The 23,634-nt window shown below is 65.8% G+C and carries 18 protein-coding genes; 17 read left to right on the top strand and 1 reads right to left on the bottom strand.

Annotated elements, in window-relative coordinates:
• Positions 1-2 precede the first annotated feature (2 nt).
• From ftsL to lpxC, 13 genes are all read left to right on the top strand, one after another.
• Positions 3-338, top strand: coding sequence for a cell division protein FtsL (gene ftsL, locus BIO17B3_RS11495; RefSeq protein WP_013122138.1), 336 nt, complete (start codon positions 3-5; stop codon positions 336-338).
• Positions 335-2,125 (top strand): penicillin-binding protein 2, encoded by a 1,791-nt coding sequence (locus BIO17B3_RS11500; protein WP_156054164.1) that lies wholly within the window; start codon positions 335-337, stop codon positions 2,123-2,125. The genes ftsL and BIO17B3_RS11500 overlap by 4 nt, the downstream gene beginning before the upstream one ends.
• Entirely contained in the window at positions 2,122-5,130 is a 3,009-nt protein-coding gene (gene murF / locus BIO17B3_RS11505) for a bifunctional UDP-N-acetylmuramoyl-L-alanyl-D-glutamate--2,6-diaminopimelate ligase MurE/UDP-N-acetylmuramoyl-tripeptide--D-alanyl-D-alanine ligase MurF (protein WP_156054165.1), read from the top strand. Before BIO17B3_RS11500 ends, murF begins: the two co-directional genes overlap by 4 nt.
• The gene (gene mraY / locus BIO17B3_RS11510; protein ID WP_013104531.1) at positions 5,120-6,298 is read left to right on the top strand and encodes a phospho-N-acetylmuramoyl-pentapeptide-transferase; all 1,179 of its coding nucleotides are present in this window, start codon (positions 5,120-5,122) and stop codon (positions 6,296-6,298) included. Before murF ends, mraY begins: the two co-directional genes overlap by 11 nt.
• A complete protein-coding gene (gene murD / locus BIO17B3_RS11515) occupies positions 6,295-7,839 on the top strand; it encodes a UDP-N-acetylmuramoyl-L-alanine--D-glutamate ligase (RefSeq protein WP_156054166.1) in 1,545 nt (514 codons plus the stop codon). Before mraY ends, murD begins: the two co-directional genes overlap by 4 nt.
• Positions 7,832-9,067 carry a putative lipid II flippase FtsW gene (gene ftsW, locus BIO17B3_RS11520; RefSeq protein WP_156054167.1) on the top strand — a complete coding sequence of 412 codons (1,236 nt, stop codon included), beginning with the start codon at positions 7,832-7,834 and terminating at the stop codon, positions 9,065-9,067. The genes murD and ftsW overlap by 8 nt, the downstream gene beginning before the upstream one ends.
• A gap of 203 nt (positions 9,068-9,270) precedes the next feature.
• Positions 9,271-10,350, top strand: coding sequence for an undecaprenyldiphospho-muramoylpentapeptide beta-N-acetylglucosaminyltransferase (murG, locus tag BIO17B3_RS11525; RefSeq protein ID WP_156054168.1), 1,080 nt, complete (start codon positions 9,271-9,273; stop codon positions 10,348-10,350).
• A complete protein-coding gene (gene murC / locus BIO17B3_RS11530) occupies positions 10,347-11,756 on the top strand; it encodes a UDP-N-acetylmuramate--L-alanine ligase (RefSeq protein WP_156054169.1) in 1,410 nt (469 codons plus the stop codon). The genes murG and murC overlap by 4 nt, the downstream gene beginning before the upstream one ends.
• A complete protein-coding gene (locus BIO17B3_RS11535; RefSeq protein ID WP_156054170.1) occupies positions 11,753-12,892 on the top strand; it encodes a D-alanine--D-alanine ligase in 1,140 nt (379 codons plus the stop codon). The genes murC and BIO17B3_RS11535 overlap by 4 nt, the downstream gene beginning before the upstream one ends.
• Positions 12,889-13,707, top strand: a complete 819-nt coding sequence (locus BIO17B3_RS11540) for a cell division protein FtsQ/DivIB (RefSeq protein ID WP_156054171.1) — start codon at positions 12,889-12,891, stop codon at positions 13,705-13,707. Before BIO17B3_RS11535 ends, BIO17B3_RS11540 begins: the two co-directional genes overlap by 4 nt.
• A gap of 1 nt (position 13,708) precedes the next feature.
• The gene (gene ftsA / locus BIO17B3_RS11545) at positions 13,709-14,953 is read left to right on the top strand and encodes a cell division protein FtsA (RefSeq protein ID WP_156054172.1); all 1,245 of its coding nucleotides are present in this window, start codon (positions 13,709-13,711) and stop codon (positions 14,951-14,953) included.
• A 97-nt stretch (positions 14,954-15,050) separates the two neighbouring features.
• The gene (gene ftsZ, locus BIO17B3_RS11550) at positions 15,051-16,238 is read left to right on the top strand and encodes a cell division protein FtsZ (protein ID WP_156054173.1); all 1,188 of its coding nucleotides are present in this window, start codon (positions 15,051-15,053) and stop codon (positions 16,236-16,238) included.
• Positions 16,239-16,562: 324 nt separating this feature from the next.
• Positions 16,563-17,489 (top strand): UDP-3-O-acyl-N-acetylglucosamine deacetylase, encoded by a 927-nt coding sequence (lpxC, locus tag BIO17B3_RS11555; RefSeq protein WP_156054174.1) that lies wholly within the window; start codon positions 16,563-16,565, stop codon positions 17,487-17,489.
• Positions 17,490-17,504: 15 nt separating this feature from the next.
• On the opposite strand, the gene BIO17B3_RS11560 is transcribed toward lpxC, so the two are convergent.
• Positions 17,505-17,945 carry a DciA family protein gene (locus BIO17B3_RS11560; protein ID WP_232054270.1) on the bottom strand — a complete coding sequence of 147 codons (441 nt, stop codon included), beginning with the start codon at positions 17,943-17,945 and terminating at the stop codon, positions 17,505-17,507.
• 173 nt (positions 17,946-18,118) lie between these two features.
• Between BIO17B3_RS11560 and secA the strand changes: the two genes are divergently transcribed.
• The 4 genes from secA to BIO17B3_RS11580 all read left to right on the top strand — a co-directional run bounded on the left by secA (position 18,119) and on the right by BIO17B3_RS11580 (position 23,591).
• A complete protein-coding gene (secA, locus tag BIO17B3_RS11565) occupies positions 18,119-20,908 on the top strand; it encodes a preprotein translocase subunit SecA (protein WP_156054176.1) in 2,790 nt (929 codons plus the stop codon).
• A 67-nt stretch (positions 20,909-20,975) separates the two neighbouring features.
• Positions 20,976-22,211 carry a bifunctional glutamate N-acetyltransferase/amino-acid acetyltransferase ArgJ gene (argJ, locus tag BIO17B3_RS11570; protein WP_156054177.1) on the top strand — a complete coding sequence of 412 codons (1,236 nt, stop codon included), beginning with the start codon at positions 20,976-20,978 and terminating at the stop codon, positions 22,209-22,211.
• A gap of 4 nt (positions 22,212-22,215) precedes the next feature.
• On the top strand, positions 22,216-23,181 hold the full coding sequence (locus BIO17B3_RS11575; protein ID WP_232054271.1) for an ATP-binding protein: 966 nt from the start codon (positions 22,216-22,218) through the stop codon (positions 23,179-23,181).
• A complete protein-coding gene (locus BIO17B3_RS11580; protein WP_156054178.1) occupies positions 23,178-23,591 on the top strand; it encodes an NUDIX domain-containing protein in 414 nt (137 codons plus the stop codon). The genes BIO17B3_RS11575 and BIO17B3_RS11580 overlap by 4 nt, the downstream gene beginning before the upstream one ends.
• Positions 23,592-23,634 lie beyond the last annotated feature (43 nt).

The raw sequence follows: 23,634 nt of genomic DNA on the forward strand, positions 1-23,634 counted from the left end.
CGATGACCCGAATCAACTTTCTGCTGCTGTTTGTCGTGGTGCTGTGCGCCATGTCGGTGGTGCGCGCGCAGTACCAGGGCAGGCGCACGTTTGCCGCGCTGGATGTGGCGCAGCAAAGGGCCGAGCAGTTGCAGATGGATAAGGATCGTCTGCAGGTGGAATATCGCGCGATGAGTGCGCCGGGCCGCATCGAGAGAATCGCGCGCACCCAGCTCGACATGCGCCCCATCACGGCGGCGCGCACCATCTTCGTACACGAAGGCCAGGCCACCCTGCCGCCGCTGCCCGTCATGCCGCAGTCCCAGCCGAAACCGGCTAGTCAAGGTGCGCGGCGATGAAGAATCCGGCTATGCGTGCGCCCAAGTCGGCAGCCAGCTATGGCAAGAGCCCGCTGCTGAATGTGAAGTTGCCGCCGGGTCGCGCTTGGCTGGTGAAGGGGCTGCTGTTTGCGGCGTTTGCGGCGCTGGGTCTGCGCGCCTTCTGGGTGCAGGTGTGGACGACGCAGTTCTATCAGAACCAGGGCGATCTGCGCTTTGTGCGCACCATCGAGCTGCCGGCGATGCGCGGCCGCATTCTCGACCGCAACGGCAACATTCTGGCGTCGAGCATCCCGGCCAAGACCATCTGGGCCGATCCCACGCAGGTCGAGTCGGGCAACGACAAGGTGCAGCAACTCGCCCGGCTGCTCGGCCTGAACGCCGCCGATCTGCAGCGCCGGCTCGACTCCAACAAGCAGTTCGTCTATCTCAAGCGGCAGGTGGACATCGACGTGGCCAAGGAGGTCAAGGCGCTGGGCATCAAGGGCATTTATGAATCGCCCAGCTACAAACGCTACTACCCGGAAGGCTCGGCGGCGGCGCAGCTCATCGGCTTTTCCAATATCGAAGGCCAGGGGCAGGACGGCATGGAGCTGGCGCTGCAAGCGCGGCTGGCCGGGCACCCCGGGGTGCGCAAGGTCGTGAAAGACCGGCTGGGTAATGTGATCGAGGATGTGTCGGGCGGCGTGCCCCCGGTGGACGGACAGGATGTGCGCCTGTCGATCGACAGCAAGATTCAGTATCTCACCTACCAGGCGCTCAAGCAGTCGGTCGAGGACAACAAGGCCAAGAACGGCAGTGCGGTGGTGATCGATGCGAAAACGGGCGAAATTCTGGCAATGGCCAACTACCCCAGCTTCGATCCGAATAGCCGCAAGCGCATGACCGAGGCGGACATCCGCAACTACGCGGTGACCGATGCCTTTGAACCCGGCTCAGTGCTCAAGCCTATCACCCTGAGCGCAGCCTTGCAGGCCGGCATCATCACCCCGACGACGGTGTTCCATACCGCGCCGGGCTGCCAGCAGTTTTACGGCGCCAATATCTGCGATGACAGCAACAACGGCAATATCGAGCTGCCCCAGGTCATCCAGTATTCGAGCAACGTCGCCACTTCGCAGGTGGTGAGCAAGATGCCAGCGCAAGTGCAGTGGAATATGTACACCGCGGTGGGCTTCGGCCAACGTCCGCAGATCGAGTTTCCCGGCGCGACCAGCGGGCTGATGCGGCCGATGAAACGCTGGCGCCCGATCGACCGCATCACCATGGGGTTCGGTTACGGGTTGGGTATCTCCACCCTGCAGCTGGCGCATGCCTATCTCATCTTCGCCGACCGTGGCCGCATTTTCCCGGTCACCCTGTTCAAGCACGATGAGGCGCCCGAAGGCGTGCAGGTCGTCTCTCCCACCGTGGCGCGCGAAATGCGCGGCATGCTGGCGCTGGTGACGCAGCCCGGCGGCACCGCACCGGCGGCGGCCGTGCCGGGTTACTCCACTGGCGGCAAGACCGGCACCGCTTGGATTGCCAAGGATGGCAAGTACGACAAAAAGCTGTTCCGGGCGCAATTCGTCGGGCTGGCGCCGATCCACCACCCGGTGCTGGTGATGGCGGTTTCGGTCGATCAACCGACGGGTGGCAAGCACTTCGGCGGTCAGGTGTCGGCCCCGGTGTTCGGTGCGGTGGTGCCGCAGGCGCTGCGCATTCTCGGGGTACAGCCCGACCTGCCGGTCAAGCCCGATCTCGTTCCCGCGCAAACCGCGCAAGCCCTGCAACTCCCGGCGGGCCGGGCGATGAAGGGGGGCGCATGAATCACACGCCGAAAGCGGTCGATACCGTGCTGCAAGCGTTGCGCGCCTTGGGCGTCGCGGCCGATGCGCCGTGGAGCGCCGACAGCCGCAGCCTGCAGCCCGGCGAGGTGTTCGTCGCCTGGCCGGGGGCGGCGCGCGATCCGCGTCAGTTCGTGGCGCAGGCCTTGGCCGCGGGGGCTGCGGCCGCGCTGATCGAGGCCGAGGGCGCGCAGCATTTCGGCTTCACCGATCCGCGCATTCTGACCGTTGATGGGCTCAAGGCGCTGGCCGGGCCGCTGGCGGCGGCCTGGTACGGACATCCCTCTCAAGGAAACGCAGGGCCGCCCCAAGTTTCCTTGACCCCCGCGGGCGGCGGGCTGGGCGCAGCCCGGCCCTGGGGGCGCTCTCAAGCCGTCAAGCTGCTGGCCGTGACCGGCACCAATGGCAAGACCTCCTGCGCTTTGTGGGCAGCGCAGGCCCTGAACGCGGCTGGGCAGCGCTGCGGGGTGATCGGCACGCTGGGCGCCGGATGGCCGGACGCGCTGCAGCCCACCGGCTTCACCACGCCCGACCCGGTGCGTCTGCAGACGATCCTGGCGCGGCTGCGCGAGCAAGGCGCGCTTTGGTGCGCCATCGAGGCATCAAGCATCGGCCTGGACGAACATCGCCTGGCGGGTTGCGCTATTCATGCGGCTGCATTCACCAATCTGACGCAAGACCATCTCGACTACCACGGCGACATGGCGGCCTATGCGCGCGCCAAGCGGGCGCTGTTCGTCTGGCCGGGGCTGCAGCATGCCGTACTGGATATCGACGATCCCTACGCCGCAAGCGTCTTGCTCGCCGATTGCCGCAGCCGGGGGCTGCAGGTGCAAACCACCGCGATGATCGCCAAGGCCGACTGGTGTGCGGAGGACGTGGTGCAGACTTCCACCGGCCAGCGTCTCACTCTGGTGCATCACCACCATCGCCACGCGCTGGATCTGCCCGTGCTGGGCGCTTTCAACCTGCGCAATTTGCTGGTGGTTGCCGCGCTGCTGCACACCACGGGGCTGGATGACGCCGCCATTACCGCCGCCTTGCGCACGGTGCGCGCGGTGCCGGGGCGCATGCAGATGCTGGGCGGCATCGGTGCGCCGCTAGCCGTCATCGACTACGCCCACACGCCCGACGCGCTGGACAAGGCGCTTCAAGCGCTGCGGCCTGTCACCGCCAAGCGCAAAGGCAAGTTGTGGTGCGTGTTCGGCGCCGGTGGCGACCGCGATGCGCGCAAACGCCCGCTGATGGCGCAGGCCGCCGAGGCCCACGCCGACCGCGTGGTGCTCACCAGCGACAACCCGCGCAGCGAAGCGCCGGGCGCCATTCTGCAAGATCTGCTCGCCGGTCTGCAGCAACCCGCGCAAGCCCTGCTGATCGAAGACCGCGCCGCCGCCATCGCCCAAACCCTGTCACACGCCGCTGTGCACGACGTGGTGCTCATTGCGGGCAAGGGGCACGAAAACACGCAAGAGATCGCCGGACACAAGCAAGCCTTCAGCGACGCCTTCCATGCCCGCATGGCACTGGCCGCGCGCGACGCAGGGCTTTGCAGCCTGGGCGAATTGCGCGACTGGATCGGGCCCGAGGCCCGCCTCATCGGCGAGGCCGATGTGGCGGTGAGCGCCATCGAGACCGACAGCCGCAAACTCACGCCGGGTGCGCTGTTCGTCGCCTTGCGCGGCGCCCGCTTCGATGCGCACGACTTTCTGCCGCAGGCAGCGGCCGCTGGTGCGCGCGCCCTGCTGGCCGAACAAGGCGTGGCCGCCTCCGGGCTGCCGGGCATCGAGGCGCCCGACACCCTGCGCGCATTGGGCCTGTTGGCGCGAGGCTGGCGGCGCCAGCAGACCTTGCCGCTGATCGCGGTGACCGGCAGCAATGGCAAGACCACGGTGACGCAGATGCTCGCCAGCATTCTGGCGGCGTGGCAGGGGCAAGACCGGCGTCTGGCGACGCAGGGCAACTTCAACAACGAGGTGGGTCTGCCGCTCACTTTGCTGCGCTTGCGGCCGCAACATCAGGCCGCCGTGGTGGAGCTGGGCATGAACCATCCGGGCGAGATCGCCTGGCTCGCCAGTCTGGCCGAGCCCACCGTGGCGCTGGTGAACAACGCCCAGCGCGAGCATCAGGAATTCATGCACAGCGTCGAAGCGGTCGCGCACGAAAACGGCGCGGTGCTCGCCGCATTGCCGCAGACCGGGGTGGCGGTGTTTCCCGCAGACGACGCCCAGACCGCGATCTGGGTGGCGCAAGCTGCCGGTCGGCGTGTTTTGCGCTTTGCCCTGCGCGAGGCGGCTGAGGCGGACGTGGAGGCTGAAGTCAGCGGCCATGCGTTTTATCGGCAGGGCCAGTTGCGGCTGCAATTGCATACCCCGGCGGGCCATGCCGAAGTGGGCCTGCAACTGCTGGGGCGGCACAACGCGCGCAATGCGCTGGCGGCGACCGCAGCGGCCTTGGCCGCAGGCGCGCCGCTGGATGCGATCTGCCGTGGGCTGGAGGCGTTCGCTCCGGTGGCCGGGCGTCTGGTGCCGCGGCGTCTGCGTTGCGCCGACGAGCACACGCTGCTGCTGATCGACGACAGCTACAACGCCAATCCCGACTCGGTGCGCGCCGCCATCGACGTGTTGGCCGAGCTGCCCGGGCGCAGCCTGCTGCTGCTCGGCGATATGGGCGAAGTCGGTGACAACGGCCCGGCCTTCCATGCCGAAGTGGGTGCGTATGCGGCCCAGCGCGGCGTGGCGGCGCTGTGGGCCTGCGGCGCCATGACGGCGCAGGCGGTCGCGGCCGCACAGGCGGCGGGCCTGGCGGCAGCAAAGCATCAGCCCGACTTGATGGACTTCACCCTGGATGCCGCGGCGCTGCGCGAATTCGACACCGTGCTGGTCAAAGGCTCGCGCTTTATGCGCATGGAGCGCGCGGTGCAGGCCATCGCCGCGCTGGCGGCGAATGGCAACGGCGCGTCTACGCAGGAGGTGCACCATGCTGCATAGTCTGGCCATGTGGCTGATGGAGCTCTCGCCCGATCTGCGTTTTTTTCGGGTGTTCAACTACATCACTTTCCGTGCGGTGATGAGCACGCTCACCGCGCTGTTCATCGGCCTGCTCGCGGGCCCCGCAGTCATCCGCAAACTCACCGCGATGAAGGTCGGCCAGGCCGTGCGTCAGGACGGGCCGCAAACGCATCTCATCAAGACCGGCACGCCCACCATGGGCGGGGTGCTCATCCTGCTGTCCATCGGCGTGTCCACGCTGCTGTGGATGGATCTGAGCAACCGCTTCGTCTGGCTGGTGCTGTTGGTCACGCTCGGTTTCGGCGCCATCGGCTGGGCCGACGATTACCGCAAGGTGGTGTACCGCGACCCCAACGGCATGCGCTCGCGCGACAAATACTTCTGGCAGACGCTCATCGGCGTGGCCGCCGCGTTCTATCTGGCCTTCGCCGTGTCGGGCAAAGGCAACGCCGAGGTCTGGCATCTGTTCGTGGCGTGGTTGCAAAGCGGCATGAGCATGCCCTTGCCCCCCGCTTCCGACCTCATCGTGCCGTTCTTCAAATCGGTCAGTTATCCGCTGGGCGTGACTGGCTTCATCGTGCTGAGCTATCTGGTCATCGTGGGCAGCAGCAACGCGGTCAACCTCACCGACGGCGCCGATGGCCTAGCCATCATGCCTGTGGTCATGGTCGGAAGTTCGCTGGGCGTGTTTGCCTATGTCACCGGCAATGCGGTCTATTCCAAATACCTGCTGTTCCCCTTCATTCCGGGAACAGGGGAGTTGCTGATTTTCGTGGGCGCCATGGTCGGCGCCGGGCTGGCCTTTCTGTGGTTCAACGCCTATCCAGCGCAGGTGTTCATGGGCGACGTGGGCGCGCTGGCGCTGGGCGGCGCCTTGGGCACCATCGCCGTGATCGTCCGCCAGGAAATCGTGCTGGCCATCATGGGCGGCGTGTTCGTCGCCGAAACCGTGTCGGTGATGATTCAGGTGACCTACTTCAAATACACCAAGAAGAAGTACGGCGTAGGACGGCGCATTTTCAAAATGGCGCCGCTGCACCATCACTTCGAGCAACTCGGGGTGAAAGAGTCACAGGTCGTGGTGCGGTTCTGGATCGTCACCATGATGCTCTGTTTGGTGGGCCTGGCGAGTCTGAAGCTGCGATGAACCTGAACTCACTCTCCGTTCTCGTGCTCGGTCTGGGCGAATCCGGTCTGGCGATGGCGCGCTGGTGTGCGGCGCAGGGCGCGCAGGTGCGCGTGGCCGACAGCCGCAGCGCCCCGCCTGGGTTGGCTGCGCTGCAGCGCGAAGTGCCATCGGCGCAGGTGCATTGCGGTAGCCTGAGCGCCGACCTGCTGGGCGACGCGCAACTGCTGCTGCGTAGCCCCGGCATCGCGCCGCACGCGGCCGAGTTTGCCGCGCTCACACAGGCAGCCGCCGAACGCGGCGTGCCGATGGCCGGTGAGCTGCATCTGTTCCAGTGGGCGCTCAACGCGCTGCGCGCAGAGCGAGGCTATGCGCCCAAGATCGTCGCCATCACCGGCACCAACGGCAAGACCACCGTCACACGTTTGACCGGGTTGATGCTCGCGCGCGCGGGCTGGAGCGTGGCAGTGGCGGGCAATATTTCGCCGTCCATGCTCGACGCGCTGCAGGCCCGGCTTGACGCCGACGACCTTCCTGCCGCCTGGGTGCTGGAGCTCTCCAGCTTCCAGCTTCATGGCATGGAGGGCTTCGCCGCCGACGCCGCCACGGTGCTCAACATCACCCAGGACCATCTCGACTGGCACGGCGACATGACGGCCTACGCTGCCGACAAGGCCAACATCTTCGGCAATCAGAGCGCGCAGGGCGTTATGGTGCTCAACCGCGACGATCCGCAGGTGCTGGCCATGCAGCGCCCGGGGCGCAAGCTGCGGCGCTTTGGTTTGTCCGCGCCGCAACAACCCGGAGACTGGGGCGTGGTGCGCGAAGGCGGCATCGACTGGCTGGTGCGCGCTCTCCCGGAAGAGGGCTCCCCTCGAAATCGCCGCGGTGCGGCGATCTCCCCCCAGGGGGCCGGGCAAGGCTTGGGGCGGCCCGGCGCCTTGCCCGAGGCCGGGCTCCAGATGCAGCGTTTGATGCCCGCGGAAGCCCTGCGCATTCAAGGCGCGCACAACATCGCCAATGCCCTGGCCGCGCTGGCGCTGGGCGATGCCGTGGGCGCGCCGCTCGCGCCCATGCTGCATGCCCTGCGTGAGTATCGCGGCGAGCCGCATCGCATGCAGACCGTGGCGGTGATCGACGGCGTGCGCTGGATCGACGACAGCAAGGGCACCAATGTCGGCGCCACGGTGGCGGCGCTGGCGGGCATGGAAACGCCGGTGGTTCTGATCGCCGGTGGGGACGGCAAGGGGCAGGACTTTTCGCCGCTGCGCGCGCAGGCCGCGCGGCTGCGCGCTGCGGTGCTGATCGGCCGCGATGCGCAGGCCATCGCCGCGGAGCTGCAGGGGCTGGCCCCCACCGAATTCACGCAGTCCCTGGAGCAGGCTGTGCAGCGCGCCGCCACGCTGGCGAAGACCGGCGACGCGGCGCTGTTGTCACCCGCTTGTGCCAGTCTGGACATGTTCCGCAACTACGCGCATCGTGCCGAGGTGTTTGTCGCCGCCGTGCGCGAGTTGGCCGAAGCGCGTGGACAAGTCTGGAACGAAGGGGCCGACCATGCTTGAGCGCATGTTGCCCTTCCTCGGTCGCAAGCGCGACAAGGCAGCGGCCGATCTGCCGGTGCGCGTGGGGCATAGTGCGCCGCGCAATTCGCGCATGCTGGAGTACGACCAGAACCTGGTCTGGGTCACGCTGCTGCTGCTGGCCTACGGCCTGGTGATGGTGTATTCGGCCACGATTTCCTTCCACGACTCGCCGCGCTATGCGCAGTGGTCGCCCTACCACTATTTCATCCGTGATTTGTTCTCCATCGCGGCGGCCTTGCTGGCAAGCTGGATCGTGGTGCAGATTCCGATGGCCGAGCTGCAGAAATGGTCGATGCGCTTTTTCTTCCTCTCGCTGATCGGGCTGGTGCTCGTGTTGTTGCCGCATATCGGCAAGGACGTGAACGGCTCCAAGCGCTGGGTGGTTTTCCCCGGCGGGCTGAACTTCCAGCCCTCCGAACTGGTCAAGCTCACCGCGCTCATCTATGCCGCCGATTTCATGGTGCGCAAGCAGGAGGTCAAGCAAAGCCTGCTCAAGACCTTCCTGCCGATGATGGCGGTGATGATGATCGTGGGCGTGCTGCTGCTGGCCGAGCCCGACATGGGCGCCTTCCTGGTCATTGCTTCCATCGCCTTGGCCATCCTGTTTCTCGGCGGGGCCAATGGCAAGCTGTTTTCGGTGTTCAGCGTGGCGGTGATCGGCGCCTTTGTGTTGATGATCGTGCTCTCGCCCTGGCGGCGGGACCGCATCTTCGCCTATCTCAACCCCTGGTCGGAATCGAATGCGCTGGGCAGCGCCTATCAGCTCTCGCACGCGCTGATTGCGATGGGGCGCGGCGAGTGGTTCGGCGTCGGCCTCGGCGGCAGCATCGAAAAACTGCATTACCTGCCGGAAGCGCACACCGACTTTCTGCTGGCCATCATCGGCGAGGAACTGGGTCTGGTGGGCGTCGGCGTGGTGATCTTCGCGTTCTACTGGATCGTGCGCCGCGCCTTCGACATCGGCCGTCAGGCGCTGGTGCTCGACCGCATGTACAGCGCGCTGGTGGCGCAAGGCATCGGCGTGTGGATCGGCGGGCAGGCCTTCATCAATATCGGCGTGAACCTCGGTCTGCTGCCCACCAAGGGGCTGACGCTGCCGCTGATGAGCTATGGCGGCTCGGCGCTGCTGCTCAACTGCATGGCCATTGCCGTGCTGCTGCGTGTCGATTTCGAGAACCGAGTGTTGATGCGCGGAGGGCATGTATGAAAAGCCCCCCCCGAGATCGCCGCGTTGCGGCGCTCCCCCCCCAGGGGGCGGAACAAGGCTTGGGGCGGCCCGGCGCCTTGTTCGGGGAAGTCCCCCCCCGAGAGCACCGCGTTGCGGCGCTTTCCCCCCGGGGGGCGGGGCAAGGCTTGGGGCGGCCCGGCGCCTTACCCCTGTCGCCCTCGGCTGCGCCAGTGGCCGTCATCATGGCCGGGGGCACCGGCGGCCACATCTTCCCCGGCATTGCCGTGGGCGAGGGCTTGCGCGCTGCGGGCTGGACGGTGCACTGGATGGGCGCGCCCACCGGCATGGAGGCGCAGCTCGCCCCGCGTCACGGCTTCGAGATGCTTTGGGTGCGCTTCGGTGGCCTGCGCGGCAAAGGGCTGCTGACCAAACTGCTGCTGCCGCTCAACCTGCTGCGAGCCTTCTGGCAGGCTTTACGCGGCTTGCGCCGCGTTGGCGCCGACGTGGTGGTGAGCATGGGCGGCTATATCGCCTTTCCCGGTGGCTTGATGAGCGTGTGGGCTGGGGCCAAGCTGGTGGTGCATGAGCAGAACGCCGTCGCCGGTCTGGCCAACAAGGTGCTCGCGCGCCTGGCCGACCGCAGCTACACCGCGTTTCCCGACGCGCTGCCGGGTGCGCAGTGGGTGGGCAATCCGGTGCGTGCGGAGATCTGCGCCTTGCCTTCGCCCGAGCAGCGTTACGCCGGTCGTAGCGGGCCGCTGCAGGTGCTCGTGGTCGGCGGCAGTCTCGGCGCGCAGGCGCTCAACTCGCTGGTGCCGCAGGCGCTGGCGCTTTTGCCTGCAGTCGAACGCCCGCAGGTGCGTCATCAAAGCGGGGCCAAGCATCTGCCAACCCTGCAACAGGCTTATGTCGACGCCGGGGTGCAAGCCGACTGCGTGGCCTTCATCGACGACATGGCCGCGGCTTATGCACAGGCCGATCTGGTGATCTGCCGCGCCGGTGCCTCGACCGTGACCGAAGTAGCCTGCGCCGGTGTGGCGGCGCTGTTCGTGCCGTTTCCCCATGCGGTCGATGACCACCAGACGGTGAACGCGAAATTTCTCGCAGGCCGCGATGCGGCGCTGCTGATTCAACAACGCGACCTGAGCGCGCAGGGGCTGGCCGAGCTGCTGCAAAGCCTGGACCGCACGCGCCTGCTGCAGCTGGCACAGGCCGCACGTGGCCTGGCGCGGCCGGATGCGGTGCAGGCGGTCGTGGCGGGCTGTAACGCCCTGCTGGCGGGACGCGAAACGAGCAAACAAACAGGAAGGCAAGGGCGATGAAACACGCCATTCGCAAAATTCATTTCGTCGGCATCGGCGGCGCCGGCATGAGCGGCATTGCCGAAGTGCTGCACAACCTGGGCTATGCCATCAGCGGCTCGGATCTGAGCGAGAGCGCCACCGTGCGCCGACTGCGCGAGCTGGGCCTGCGCGTGTCCATCGGGCACGACGCCGCTCAGGTGCAGGATGCCGATGCCGTGGTCGTTTCCACCGCTGTGCGTGCCGACAACCCCGAGGTGCTCGCAGCGCGTGCGCGCCATATTCCGGTAGTGCCGCGCGCGGTCATGCTGGCCGAGCTGATGCGCCTGAAGCGCGGCATTGCGATTGCGGGCACGCATGGCAAGACCACCACTACCAGTCTGGTCGCCAGTGTGCTGGCCGAGGGCGGGCTCGATCCGACCTTCGTGATCGGCGGACGGCTCAATAGCGCCGGGGTCAACGCGAAGCTCGGGCAGGGCGAATACATCGTGGTCGAGGCCGACGAATCCGACGCCTCCTTCCTCAACCTGCTGCCGGTGATGGCCGTGGTCACCAATATCGATGCCGACCACATGGATACCTACGGCCACGACCCGGCCCGACTGCGCCATGCCTTCGTCGATTTCATCGCCCGGCTGCCGTTCTACGGCGCGGCGGTACTCTGCGTGGACGACGCGGCGGTGCGCGGCATCATGCCGTTTGTTTCCAAGCCCATCACCAGCTACGGCTTTGCCGAAGACGCGCAGGTGCGCGCCATCGACGTGCGGGCCGAGGGCGCACAGATGCACTTCACCGTGCTGCGCCGCAACGGCGTGCAACTGCCGCCGCTGGCCGTCACGCTCAACCTGCCGGGGCGGCACAACGTGCAGAACGCGCTGGCCGCCATCGCCGTGGCCACCGAACTGAATGTGGACGACGCCGCCATCCAGCGCGCGCTGGCCGGGTTCACCGGCGTGGGTCGGCGCTTCCAGCGCTATGGCGAAGTGGCGGCTCACCACGGCGGGCACTTCACCCTGATCGACGATTACGGCCACCATCCAGTCGAAATGGCGGCCACGCTGGCGGCGGCCCGTGGCGCCTTTCCGGGGCGGCGCTTGGTACTTGCCTTTCAGCCGCATCGCTACACCCGCACCCGCGATCTGTTTGAAGACTTCGTGAAAGTGCTCGGCGAGGCCGACGCGGTGCTGCTGGCCGAGGTGTACTCCGCCGGTGAAGCCCCGCTGGTCGCGGCCGACGGTCGCAGCCTGGCGCGTGCGGTGCGCGTGGCCGGCAAGACCGAGCCGGTGTTCGTCGAAGCCGTAGCCGATCTGCCGCAAGCCATACTGGAGATGGCGCGCGAGGGCGACGTGCTGATCTGCATGGGGGCAGGTTCCATCGGCGCGGTGGCCGCTCAAGTGGTGGCGACGGCAAAGGAGACCGCGCAATGACCCCCTGGCCGCAAATCGATCCGCGCGGTCTGGGCCGGGTCGCGGTGCTCATGGGCGGTCTTTCCGCCGAGCGCGAGGTGTCGCTGATGTCGGGCAAGGGCGTGCTCGCCGCGCTGCAGTCGCGCGGGGTCGATGCCTTTGCTTTCGATCCGTCGGTGGACGACCTGGCGGCGCTCAAGTCGTTTGGTGCGCAGCGCGCGTTCATCAATCTGCATGGCCGCTGGGGTGAAGACGGCACGGTGCAGGGCGCGCTGGAACTGCTCGGCATTCCCTACACCGGGCCGGGCGTGCTGGCCTCGGCCCTGGCGATCGACAAGGCCATGACCAAGCGGCTGTGGCATTTCGAGAACCTGTCCACACCCAAATGGCGCGAGGTGGGCACGCTCATCGAGGCTCGCGCGGCGGCGGCCGACTTGGGCTTTCCGCTGATTTTCAAGGCCACGCATGAAGGCTCCACGCTGGGTCTGAAGCGCGCCGACAGCGAGGCCGAAGTGCAAGCCGCCTATCTCGAAGCCGCACGCTTCGACAGCCGGGTGCTGGTGGAGCAGTTCATCGAGGGCGACGAAGTGACCTGCGCGGTGATCGGCGCGGGCGATCAGGCGCGGGCGCTGCCGCTCATCCGCATCGTCGCCCCCGGCGGCAACTACGACTACGAACACAAGTATTTCAGCGACGACACCCGCTATATCTGCCCAAGCGAACTTCCGGCCGACGAAGAAGCGCGCATTCAGGATCTGGTCTTGCGCAGCTATCGCACGCTGGGCAGCCGCGGCTGGGCGCGGGCCGACGTCATGATTCGCGCGACCGACCGCCAGCCCTTTCTGCTGGAGATCAACACCTCGCCCGGCATGACCTCGCATTCACTGGTGCCCATGGCCGCGCGCGTGGCCGGGCTGGAATACGCCGATCTGTGCCTGCTCATCCTCAGCATGGCGGCGCTCGATCAACCGCATAAGGGGGTTGACCCCCAAGCTGCGGCTTCGCCTGCGCTGCCCCCCGAGGGGGCCATCCCCACTCCGGCCCTCCCCACAAGTGGAGAGGGAGCAAACACTCCTCCCCCACGCCGTGGGGGAGGTTGGGAGGGGGAAAAGCCCGCCTTGGGGCGGCCCGGCGGCGGCGGGAGGAGCGACCGATGAGCAGCTACGCCCCGCGCGAACTCCCGCTCGACATCCGCCTGATGCAAGGCACTTCGCGTGCCCTGTTCTGGCTGGTGGCGCTCGGTTGCCTGTTCGTGGCCGGGCACTGGCTGATGCAGCGCAACTGGTGGGACATCCGCGCCGTGCGGCTTCAGGGCGACCTGCAGCGCATCAGTCCGGTGACAGTACGGGCCGAGGCCCTGCCGCAGTTGCGGGGCAATTTCCTCACCATCAATCTTGCGCAGGCGCAGCGGGTGTTCGAGAGCCTGCCGTGGGTGCGTACCGCGGTGGTGCAGAGGCTGTGGCCGATGCAACTGGTCGTCACGCTGCAGGCGCAGCAGCCGGTGGCCATCTGGCGCGAGCCGGGCAGCGCGCCGCAACTGGTCAACGCGCAGGGGCAGGCGTTCACCGCCAACCTCGGCGAAGTCCAGGGGCTGGGTCTGCCGCAGCTCAGCGGCCCGGCGGGAACCAGCGCGCAGGTCTTGCAGATGAGCCAGAAGCTGCAGCCTTTGATGCAGGAATTTCATCAGACCGTCGCCACGCTGGCGCAAGGCAGCGGCGGCAACTGGAGCGTGCAGACGCGCTCGGGCCTGAGCATCGACCTGGGCAGTGCGCCCGACAGCGCGGCGACGCAGACCCGACTCAAACAGTTCATGACCCTGATGCCGCAGCTCGAAGCCCGCTACGGGCGGTCCATCGACAGCGTCGATCTGCGCTATCCCAACGGCTTCGCCGTGCATCTGCAAGGCGTGGATCTGCCGGGCATGAACAAGACAACGAACAAGACACCGCAACTCGCGGGGAGGAAAGACTGATATGGCCAAGGACTACAAGGATCTGGTGGTGGCGCTGGACATCGGCACCTCCAAAGTGCTGGTGGTGGTGGCCGAAATGCTGGCCGATCGCGACAACCCGGCGGCGGGATTCAAGATCGTCGGCATGGGCCAGGCGCCGACCGCGGGCATGCGCCGCGGGGTGGTGGTGGACATCGAGGCGACGGTGCAATCCATCCAGGCGGCCTTGAAGGAAGCCGAACTGATGGCCGATTGCAAGATCACCCATGTGATCACCGGCATCACCGGCAGCCACATCCGCGGGCAGAACTCGCACGGCATGGTGGCCATCAAGGATCGCGAAGTCACGCAGGCCGATGTCACCCGCGTGATCGAAACCGCCAAGGCGGTGAACATTCCGGCGGATCAGCGCTTGCTGCTGGTCGAGCCGCAGGAGTTCATCATCGACGGCCAGGACGTGAAAGAGCCGGTGGGCATGAGCGGCGTGCGGCTGGAGGTGAACGTGCACATCGTCACCGGGGCGCAGACTGCCGCGGAAAACGTGCTCAAGTGCGTGCGCCGCTGTGGCCTGGAGGTCGAGCAACTGGTGCTGCACCCGCTGGCGTCTAGCCACGCCGTGCTCACCGAGGACGAGAAGGAACTCGGCGTGGCGGTGGTGGACATCGGCGCCGGCGTGACCGACATCGCCATCTACACCGGGGGCGCCATCCGCCATACCGCCATCATTCCGGTGGCCGGAGAGCTGGTCACCAGCGATATCGCCATGGCCCTGCGCACGCCCACGCGCGACGCCGAAGACATCAAGATCGAGCACGGCATCGCCAAGCAGGTGCTGGCCAATCCCGAAGAGACGCTGGAGGTGCCTGGGCTGGGCGACCGTGGGCCGCGCATGCTGTCGCGGCAGGTGCTTGCGAGCGTGATCGAGCCCCGTACCGAAGAAATTTTCGCGCTGGCACAGCAGGTCATTCGCGATTCCCACTTCGAGGAAGTGCTGTCCTCCGGTGTGGTGCTCTGCGGCGGTTCGGCGCAGATGCCCGGCATGGTCGAACTGGCGGAAGACATTTTTCTCAAGCCGGTGCGCGTGGGCGCGCCCAGCTACACCGGCCCGCTGGCCGACATGGTGCGCAATCCGCGCATGGCCACGGTCATGGGACTGTTGGCCGAGGCCTTGCACCAGCGGCAGCGCGGCGCACGCCTTGCGCAAAAGAGCAGTTCAGTCAAGGGCTCGCTGGGACGTTTGCGCGAATGGTTTGCAGGGAATTTTTGAGTTCTGCGGGGCGGTGCCCGGAGGGTCCGGGTGCCGCCCCGCAGAGTGTGTTCGGCGGGCGTAGGGTGCGTCAGCCGGTTTTTAACGGAGGTGTGACATGGCTTTTGAAATGATCGAGAACGACGCCCACAGCGCGTTCAACCAAGGGACCAACATCAAGGTGATCGGTGTTGGCGGCGGCGGCGGCAACGCGGTCGAACACATGATCGCCTCGGGCGTGCGTGGCGTGGAGTTCATCTGCGCCAACACCGATGCCCAGGCGCTCAAGACCTCGGGCGCGCATCAGTTCCTGCAGCTGGGCAAGACGGGTCTGGGCGCTGGCGGCAAGCCGGTGGTCGGGCGCGAGGCGGCGGATCAGGCGCGTGGCCAGATTCGTGATGCGCTCGAAGGCGCGCACATGCTGTTCATCACGGCCGGCATGGGCGGCGGCACCGGCACGGGCGCCGCTCCGGTGATCGCCAAGATCGCCCGCGAAATGGGCATCCTGACAGTGGCAGTGGTGACCCGCCCGTTCGACTTTGAGGGCTCCAAGCGCATGTCCAACGCCGAGCAAGGCCTGGCCGAGCTGGAGGCCAATGTCGATTCGCTCATCGTCGTGCTCAACGAAAAGCTGCTAGAGGTGTATGGCGACGACATCAGCCAGAAAGAGGCCTTCGGCAAGGCCAATGACGTGCTGAAGAACGCCACCGGCGGCATTGCCGAGATCATCAATGTGCCGGGCCTGATCAACGCCGACTTCGAGGACGTGAAGAGCGTGATGGGCGAGCCGGGCAAGGCGATGATGGGCACTGCGGTGGCCAGCGGCCCCGACCGCGCCCGTCTGGCAGCCGAGCAGGCTGTGGTCTGCCCGCTGCTCGACGGCGTCGATCTCTCGGGCGCCAAGGGCGTGCTGGTGAACATCACCGCAGACGACTCGCTGCGCCTGGGCGAAACGCGCGAGGCGATGAACGCCATCCGCGCCTATGCCTCGCCGGAAGCCAACATCATTTTCGGCACGGTCAACGACCCGACCATGGGCGATTCGCTGCGCGTCACTGTGCTGGCTACCGGCTTGTGCGGCAAGGCTGAAAAGGCCGCGCCGGAACTCACCATCATCCGCACCGGCACCGACAACATGCCGCTGCGCACGCAGGGCTATGGCGGCCAGGCTGGTGCGGACCCGTATCAAAGCCCGGCGATCTGGCGCAGCGGCCGCGGCGCACCGTCGGCGCATGTGAACGCGCTGATGCAAAGCGGTATGGAGGAAATGGAAATTCCGGCTTTCCTGCGCAAGCAGGCGGACTGAACCTTTCCGCGAAAAACGCGCCCGGTGACGGGACGCGGCGATGCACTGTGGCGGCATGGGCCGTACCGCAGAGCTGGCCCGTCCCCCCGACGGAGTGACCCGACTCCGCATGGTTTGTCGCCGCCGCGCAGGAGCAAAGGCGTTGCTGCGCTCTGACAGATCACCTCCCTGTCAGGGCACGGCAACGCGGGTCAACAACGCGGGCCAGCAACGCTGGCCGAAAGCGCCTCAGTGCTGCTTCAGGGTCTTCAGCAGAATTCAGGCTTGGCACCTAGAATGCATAGCATCTGGCAATCAAATTAAGAATTCTCATAAGTTATTGACATGTTGGCGCAACGCACCATCCAATCCGTCAACCGCGCTGTCGGCGTGGGCCTGCACAGCAGTGAGCGGGTGGAACTGACCCTGCGCCCCGCCCCGCCCGATACGGGCATCGTGTTCACCCGTACCGATCTGAGCGAGCCGGTCGAAATTCCGCTAAGTCCGTTTGCCGTGGTGGATACGCGCATGGCGACCACGCTGGGGCGCGACGACGTGAAGATCTACACCGTTGAGCATTTGCTGTCGGCCTGCTCCGGTCTGGGGATCGACAATCTGTATATCGACGTCACGGCGGAAGAAATCCCCATACTCGACGGTTCAGCGTCTTCGTTCGTCTATTTGCTGCAATCGGCAGGCATCGCGCTACAAAACGCACCGAAAAGATTCATCCGCGTACGCAAGCCCGTTGAATTGCGGCTCGGGCAAGGCAGCGACCAGAAATGGGCGCGACTGGAGCCCTACGACGGCTTCAAGCTGAGTTTCGATATCGATTTCGACCACCCCGCCGTCAATCAGACCGCGCAGTCCACGGTGTTCGAGCTGGGGCGCGACTCGTACGTGAAAGACATCGCCCGCGCTCGCACCTTCGGCTTCATGCGCGATGTCGAAACCCTGCGCAGCAACGGGCTGGCGCTGGGTGGCAGCATGGAAAACGCCATCGTCATGGACGAATACCGCGTGCTCAACCAAGAGGGCCTGCGCTTCGACGATGAGTTCGTCAAGCACAAGACGCTCGACGCCATCGGCGATCTGTACGTGGCGGGCAAGGCGCTGATCGGGGCGTACAGCGCCTTTCGCAGCGGCCACATGGTCAACAACCTGCTGCTGCGAGAGCTCTTTGCCGATGAATCCAGCTACGAGATCGTCAGCTTCGAAGACGCCGCCCGCGCCCCGGCGGGTTTTCGCGCCGTTCCCACCTTCGCTTTTTGACGGCGTTAACAGGCACTAGTCGGCCTGTTCCAGCAGTTGACGCAATCTTGCCTTGACCGCATCCGGGCATGAGGGCGGCTGGGTCGCTGTCGGGGCCGTTTGCGGCCCACGCTCTGCCCGTGGCTGTACCCGGATGCGCATGTCGCGCAGGGCGAAGCCGCGGTCTTGCAAGTGCCGCAGCAGGGTCGGCTTGAACTGACTGAGCTTGGCAGCCACCGCGCTCGAACTGGCGGTCAGGCTCCACACCCCGTCCTGCCAGCGCCCCGCCTGCACGCCGTCCAGCAAAGCCGGGGGTAGCAAGGGACGGGCGGATTGCCACATCTGGTGCGAAAACGTGGCCGCATCGCGCAGCGCGGCTATGGGCGGAGAAACGCGCGCCCAGGCCGATAGCGATGCGGCGCCTTTCTGGATAAAAGGCGCAGGCGACACGGCGGCAGATGGGCGTTGGGTGGGCATGGGAAGAGGGAACAGACTGGAAATCCTAGAGTCCACCCCCATTGTGCCAGGGTGCGGACGGTCAAAACGCACGCATACAATGAAATGTTCTCGGAAAGCCGGGCGGGCGTCTGTCGCTGCGGTCTTCCCTCAAAACCATACTCAAAGACTGCGGGCCTGGAGTCCGCCTTCCCATGCCAGTCAAATTCCTCACCAGTCTGTTCGGTAGCCGCAACGAACGTTTGCTGCGCCAGTACCGGCGTGTGGTCGAGCGCATCAACGCCCTGGAACCGCAATTCGAAAAACTCAGCGACGATGAACTCAAGGCCAAGACCGCCGAGTTTCGCCAGCAAGTCGCAAATGGCCGCAGTCTCGATGATCTGCTGCCAGAGGCGTTTGCCGTGGTGCGCGAAGGGGGCAAGCGGGCGTTGAAAATGCGGCACTTCGATGTGCAGATGATCGGCGGCATGGCGCTTCACAACGGCAAGATCGCCGAAATGCGTACCGGCGAGGGCAAGACCCTGGTGGGCACGCTGCCGGTTTACCTCAACGCGCTCTCGGGCAAAGGCGTGCATGTGGTCACGGTGAACGATTATCTGGCCCGGCGCGATGCCGAGTGGATGAGCCGTCTCTACACCTTCCTCGGTTTGACCGTGGGCATCAACCTGCCCAATATGACCAAGCCAGAGAAGCAGGCGGCCTACGCTGCCGATGTGACCTACGGCACCAACAACGAGTACGGTTTCGATTACCTGCGCGACAACATGGTGTACGAGCCGGCCGAGCGGGTGCAGCGCGGGCTGAACTACGCGTTGATCGACGAGGTCGACTCCATCCTGATCGACGAGGCGCGCACGCCGCTGATCATTTCTGGTCAGGCCGACGACAACACCGATCTTTACAAGAAGATCAACGTCATCGTCCCACGGCTGGAGCGTCAGATCGGCGAGGAAGACCCGATCACCGGCAAAGGTGTGGAGAAACCCGGCGATTTCACCGTCGATGAGAAAGCGCATCAGGTGTTCCTCACCGAGTCGGGCCACGAAAAGACCGAGGCCATCCTCACCGAAATGGGGCTGATTCCCCCGGGCACCACGCTGTACGACGCGGCCAACATCGCGCTGATGCACCATGTGTATGCGGCGCTGCGCGCCAATCACCTCTACCACCGCGACCAGCATTATGTGGTGCAGAACGGCGAGGTCATCATCGTCGATGAGTTCACCGGCCGCATCATGGCGGGCCGCCGCTGGTCCGACGGGCTGCATCAGGCGGTGGAAGCCAAGGAAGGCGTGGACATCCAGAGCGAGAACCAGACGCTGGCCTCGATCACTTTCCAGAACTACTTCCGCATGTACGCCAAGCTCGGCGGCATGACGGGGACGGCCGATACTGAGGCTTTCGAGTTCCAGGAAATCTACAAGCTCGAGACCGTGGTCATCCCGACCAACAAGCCCATCCGCCGCAAGGATGCGCAGGACAAGGTGTACAAAACCGCGCACGAGCGCGATCTGGCCGTGGTCGAAGACATCCGCGACTGCCACGAGCGCGGCCAGCCGGTGCTGGTGGGCACCACCTCCATCGAGAGCAGCGAAAAACTCTCGATGCTGCTGCAGCAGAAAAAGCTGCCGCATCAGGTGCTCAACGCCAAGCAGCACGCGCGTGAAGCCGAGATCGTGGCGCAGGCCGGACGCCCTGGCATGATCACCATCGCCACCAATATGGCCGGTCGGGGCACCGACATCGTGCTCGGCGGCAATGTGGAAAAACAGTGCGAGATCATCGAGGCCGATCCCAATCTGTCGGACGAGGAAAAAGCCGCCAAGGTGCACACCCTCAAGAGCGAATGGCAATCGCTGCACGACCAGGTGATTGCCGCAGGCGGCCTGCACATCATCGGCACCGAGCGGCATGAAAGCCGCCGGATCGACAACCAGCTACGCGGTCGTTCCGGGCGGCAAGGCGACCCCGGCTCAACGCGCTTTTACCTGTCGCTCGACGACTCGCTGATGCGCATTTTTGCCGGCGACCGCGTCAAGGCCATCATGGAACGGCTGAAAATGCCCGAGGGCGAAGCCATCGAAGCCGGCATGGTGACGCGCTCGATCGAAAGCGCCCAGCGCAAGGTGGAGGCGCGCAACTTCGACATCCGCAAGCAACTGCTCGAATACGACGACGTGTCCAACGAGCAGCGCAAGATCATCTATCAGCAGCGCAATGAACTGCTCGACTCCACCGAGGTCAGCGAGCAGATCACCTCACTGCGCCAAGGCGCCTTCTCCGATCTGGTGCGCGCCTATGTGCCCGAGCAGAGCATGGAAGAGCAGTGGGATATTCCCGGCCTCGAAAAAGTGCTGCGCGATGAATGGCAGATCGAGCTGCCGCTCAAAGAATGGCTGGAGTCTGACGAAAACATGACCGATGAGGACGTGCTCGAGCGCGTGCTCGAAGCCGCCGACACCGCTTACTCCACCAAGGTCGATCTGGTCGGACGCGACAACTTCGCCCAGTTCGAGCGCGTGGTGCTGTTGCAGACCCTCGACCAGCAATGGCGCGAGCATCTGTCGTCGCTCGATCATTTGCGCCAGGGCATCCACCTGCGCGGCTATGCGCAAAAGCAGCCCAAGCAGGAATACAAGCGCGAGGCGTTCGAGCTGTTTGGCATGATGCTCGATTCGGTGAAGTCCGAAGTCACCCGCGTGCTGATGACCGTGCAGGTGCAAAGCCCGGAGCAGGCCGAACAAGCCGCCGAGAACATGGAGCAGCAGGCGCAGCGCATCCACATCAACTTCCAGCATGCCGATGCGACATCCGGCATTTCCGTGCTCGACAGCACCGAGGCGGCGCTGGCCGGCATGGCCGTCGCAGGCGGCGCCGCCGCTGCATCGCTGCCGGAAAATCCTTACCCCAAGGTCGGTCGCAACGACCCCTGCCCTTGCGGCAGCGGCAAGAAATACAAGCATTGCCACGGCAAGCTGAGTTGAACTTGGCTGCAGGGCCCGTCGGGCCTGCAGCCCATCCTGAATGGCATCACGTTGTGGAGAGTCTGTCATGGCGGTGAATCTTCAAGTCCCTGATCCAAGTCGCCTGCACGCCGTTGAGGGCGTTTTGCTGGGTGTCGCCGAGGCGCAGATCCGCAAGCCGGGGCGCAAGGATGTCACCGTCATCCAGATCGCACCCGGCGCCAGCGTGGCGGGAGTGTTCACCCAGAACCGGTTTTGCGCCGCGCCGGTGCAGGTGTGCCGCGAGCATCTGCAAAGCACGGGCGGGCAGGACGTGCGCGCCCTGGTCATCAACACCGGCTGCGCCAATGCCGGAACTGGCGCTCAGGGCCTGGCCGATGCGCGGCAGACCTGCGTGGAACTGGCGGGCCTGCTCGGCGTGCAGCCCGAGCAGGTGCTGCCGTTTTCCACCGGCGTGATTCTGGAGCCGCTGCCCATGCAGCGCCTGCTTGGCGGCCTGCCCGCCGCGATGGCCGCAGCGCGCAGCGAAGGCTGGCTCGATGCCGCTGCCGCCATCATGACCACCGACACCTTGCCCAAGGCGGCGAGCACGCAGGTGGTGATTGACGGCGTCACCGTGACGCTGAGCGGTATCAGCAAAGGCGCGGGCATGATCCGCCCGAATATGGCGACCATGCTCGGCTTCATCGCCACGGATTGCGCAGTCGCGCCCGAAGTGCTGCAGCAACTCACCCGCGCCGCGGCGGACGAGTCGTTCAACAGCATCACCATCGATGGCGACACCTCGACCAACGATTCCCTCGTCGTCGTCGCCACGGGCAAGACGGATCTGGCGAAGATCACCCGCGCCGACAGCTCGCAGGCTCAGGCCTTGCAGGCCGCGCTCACCGCGCTGGCGCAGCAACTCGCCCAGGCCATCGTGCGCGACGGCGAAGGCGCCACCAAGTTCATCAGTGTGCGGGCCGAAGGCGCACGCAGCCGCGACGAGGCGCGCTTGGTGGCCTATGCCGTGGCGCATTCCCCTTTGGTGAAAACCGCTTTCTTCGCCAGTGACCCGAATCTGGGCCGCATTCTGGCGGCAGTGGGCTACGCCGGGGTGACCGATCTCGACGTGGAGGGCGTCGATCTCTATCTCGACGATGTGCATGTCGCCACGCGCGGCGGCCGCCATCCCGCTTACCGCGAGGAAGAGGGCCAACGCGTGATGAAACGGGCCGAGATCACCGTGCGCATCGCCTTGGGCCGCGGCGCGGCGGCGGCGACGGTGTGGACCTGCGATCTGTCGCACGACTACGTGTCCATCAATGCCGATTACCGCTCCTGAGCCCATGCCGACCCAAACCGGAACCCGCCGCAAGACGGCCCGCACCCAAGCCCGCGTTGAAGTGGATGCTCCTCGTGCCGATGCGCCAGTTTGCATTGATCTGAGCGGCCAGCTTGCCGCGCTGTTTCAACGAGCCCATGGCCTGCTCGATCGGCTGGAAACGCTGCTGCCCACACCGTTGTCCGAGCCCGACTGGGCGGCGTCGGTCGCCTTTCGCTGGATCAGCAAGGGCGGGCGCAAGCAGTTGGTGCCCGTGCACAAGCTCTCGCCCATCACTTACGACGATCTGATCGGCATCGAAGATCAACGCCGCAAGGTCGAGCGCAATACCCGCCAGTTCGTGCAGGGCAAGCCGGCTAACAATGTACTCATCACCGGCTCGCGCGGCACGGGCAAATCGTCCCTGGTCAAGGCCAGTCTGAACAAATTCGCGCGCCAAGGGTTGCGTCTCATCGAGGTGGACAAGGCCGATCTGGTCGATCTGCCCGAACTCACCGACCTGCTCGCAGATCGTCCCGAGCGTTTCATCGTGTTCAGCGACGATCTGTCGTTCGAGGAAGGCGAGCCGGGCTACAAGGCGCTCAAGTCGGTGCTCGATGGCTCGGTCAGCGCCACGGCGGACAACGTGCTGATCTACGCCACCTCCAACCGGCGGCATCTCATGCCCGAGTATCTGCAAGAGAACCTGAGCTACAAGCATCTCGAGAATGGCGAGATCCACCCCGGCGAAGTGGTGGAAGAAAAAATTTCTCTGTCCGAACGCTTCGGGCTCTGGGTGAGTTTCTATCCCTACAGTCAAGACGACTATCTGCGCATCGCCGAGCATTGGTTGCTCGCGTTCGGGGTGGCCGACAAGCAGATGGACAAGGCCTTGCAGGAGTCGCTGGTCTGGGCGCTGGAACGAGGCTCCCGGTCCGGCCGCGTGGCCTGGCAGTTCGCCCGCGACTGGGCGGGGCGCGGCGGGAAGTGAATCCGTCCCCGTCTCAGCGCACGCCCGTTGCGGTGGCGGTCGGGCTGATGGTGCGCGCGGATGGTGCCTTCCTCATGGCTTCGCGCCCCGAGGGCAAGCCCTATGCGGGCTATTGGGAGTTTCCGGGGGGCAAGCTGGAAGTCGGCGAGTCGCTGCAGGACGCGCTGGCCCGGGAGTTTGAAGAAGAACTGGGGGTGCGGGTGCGGCAGGCCCAGTTCTGGCGCAGCCTGCGCATGGACTATCCTCATGCCCTGGTCGATCTGCAGTTTTGCCGCATCACCGCGTGGGACGGCGACCCGCAGGGCCGCGAAGGCCAGCAACTATCGTGGCAAACGCTGCCGGTCACGCTCAGCCCGGTGCTGCCCGGTGCGTTGCCGGTGTTGGAGTGGCTGGCGCAGGAGCGGGGCTGAACGCTGCGCACGGCTCGGTGTGTGCTCCGTTGGGCGCTCAGTA

The sequence above is a fragment of the Thiomonas sp. OC7 genome (assembly GCF_900634595.1).
Classification (GTDB): Bacteria; Pseudomonadota; Gammaproteobacteria; order Burkholderiales; family Burkholderiaceae_C; genus Thiomonas; species Thiomonas arsenitoxydans.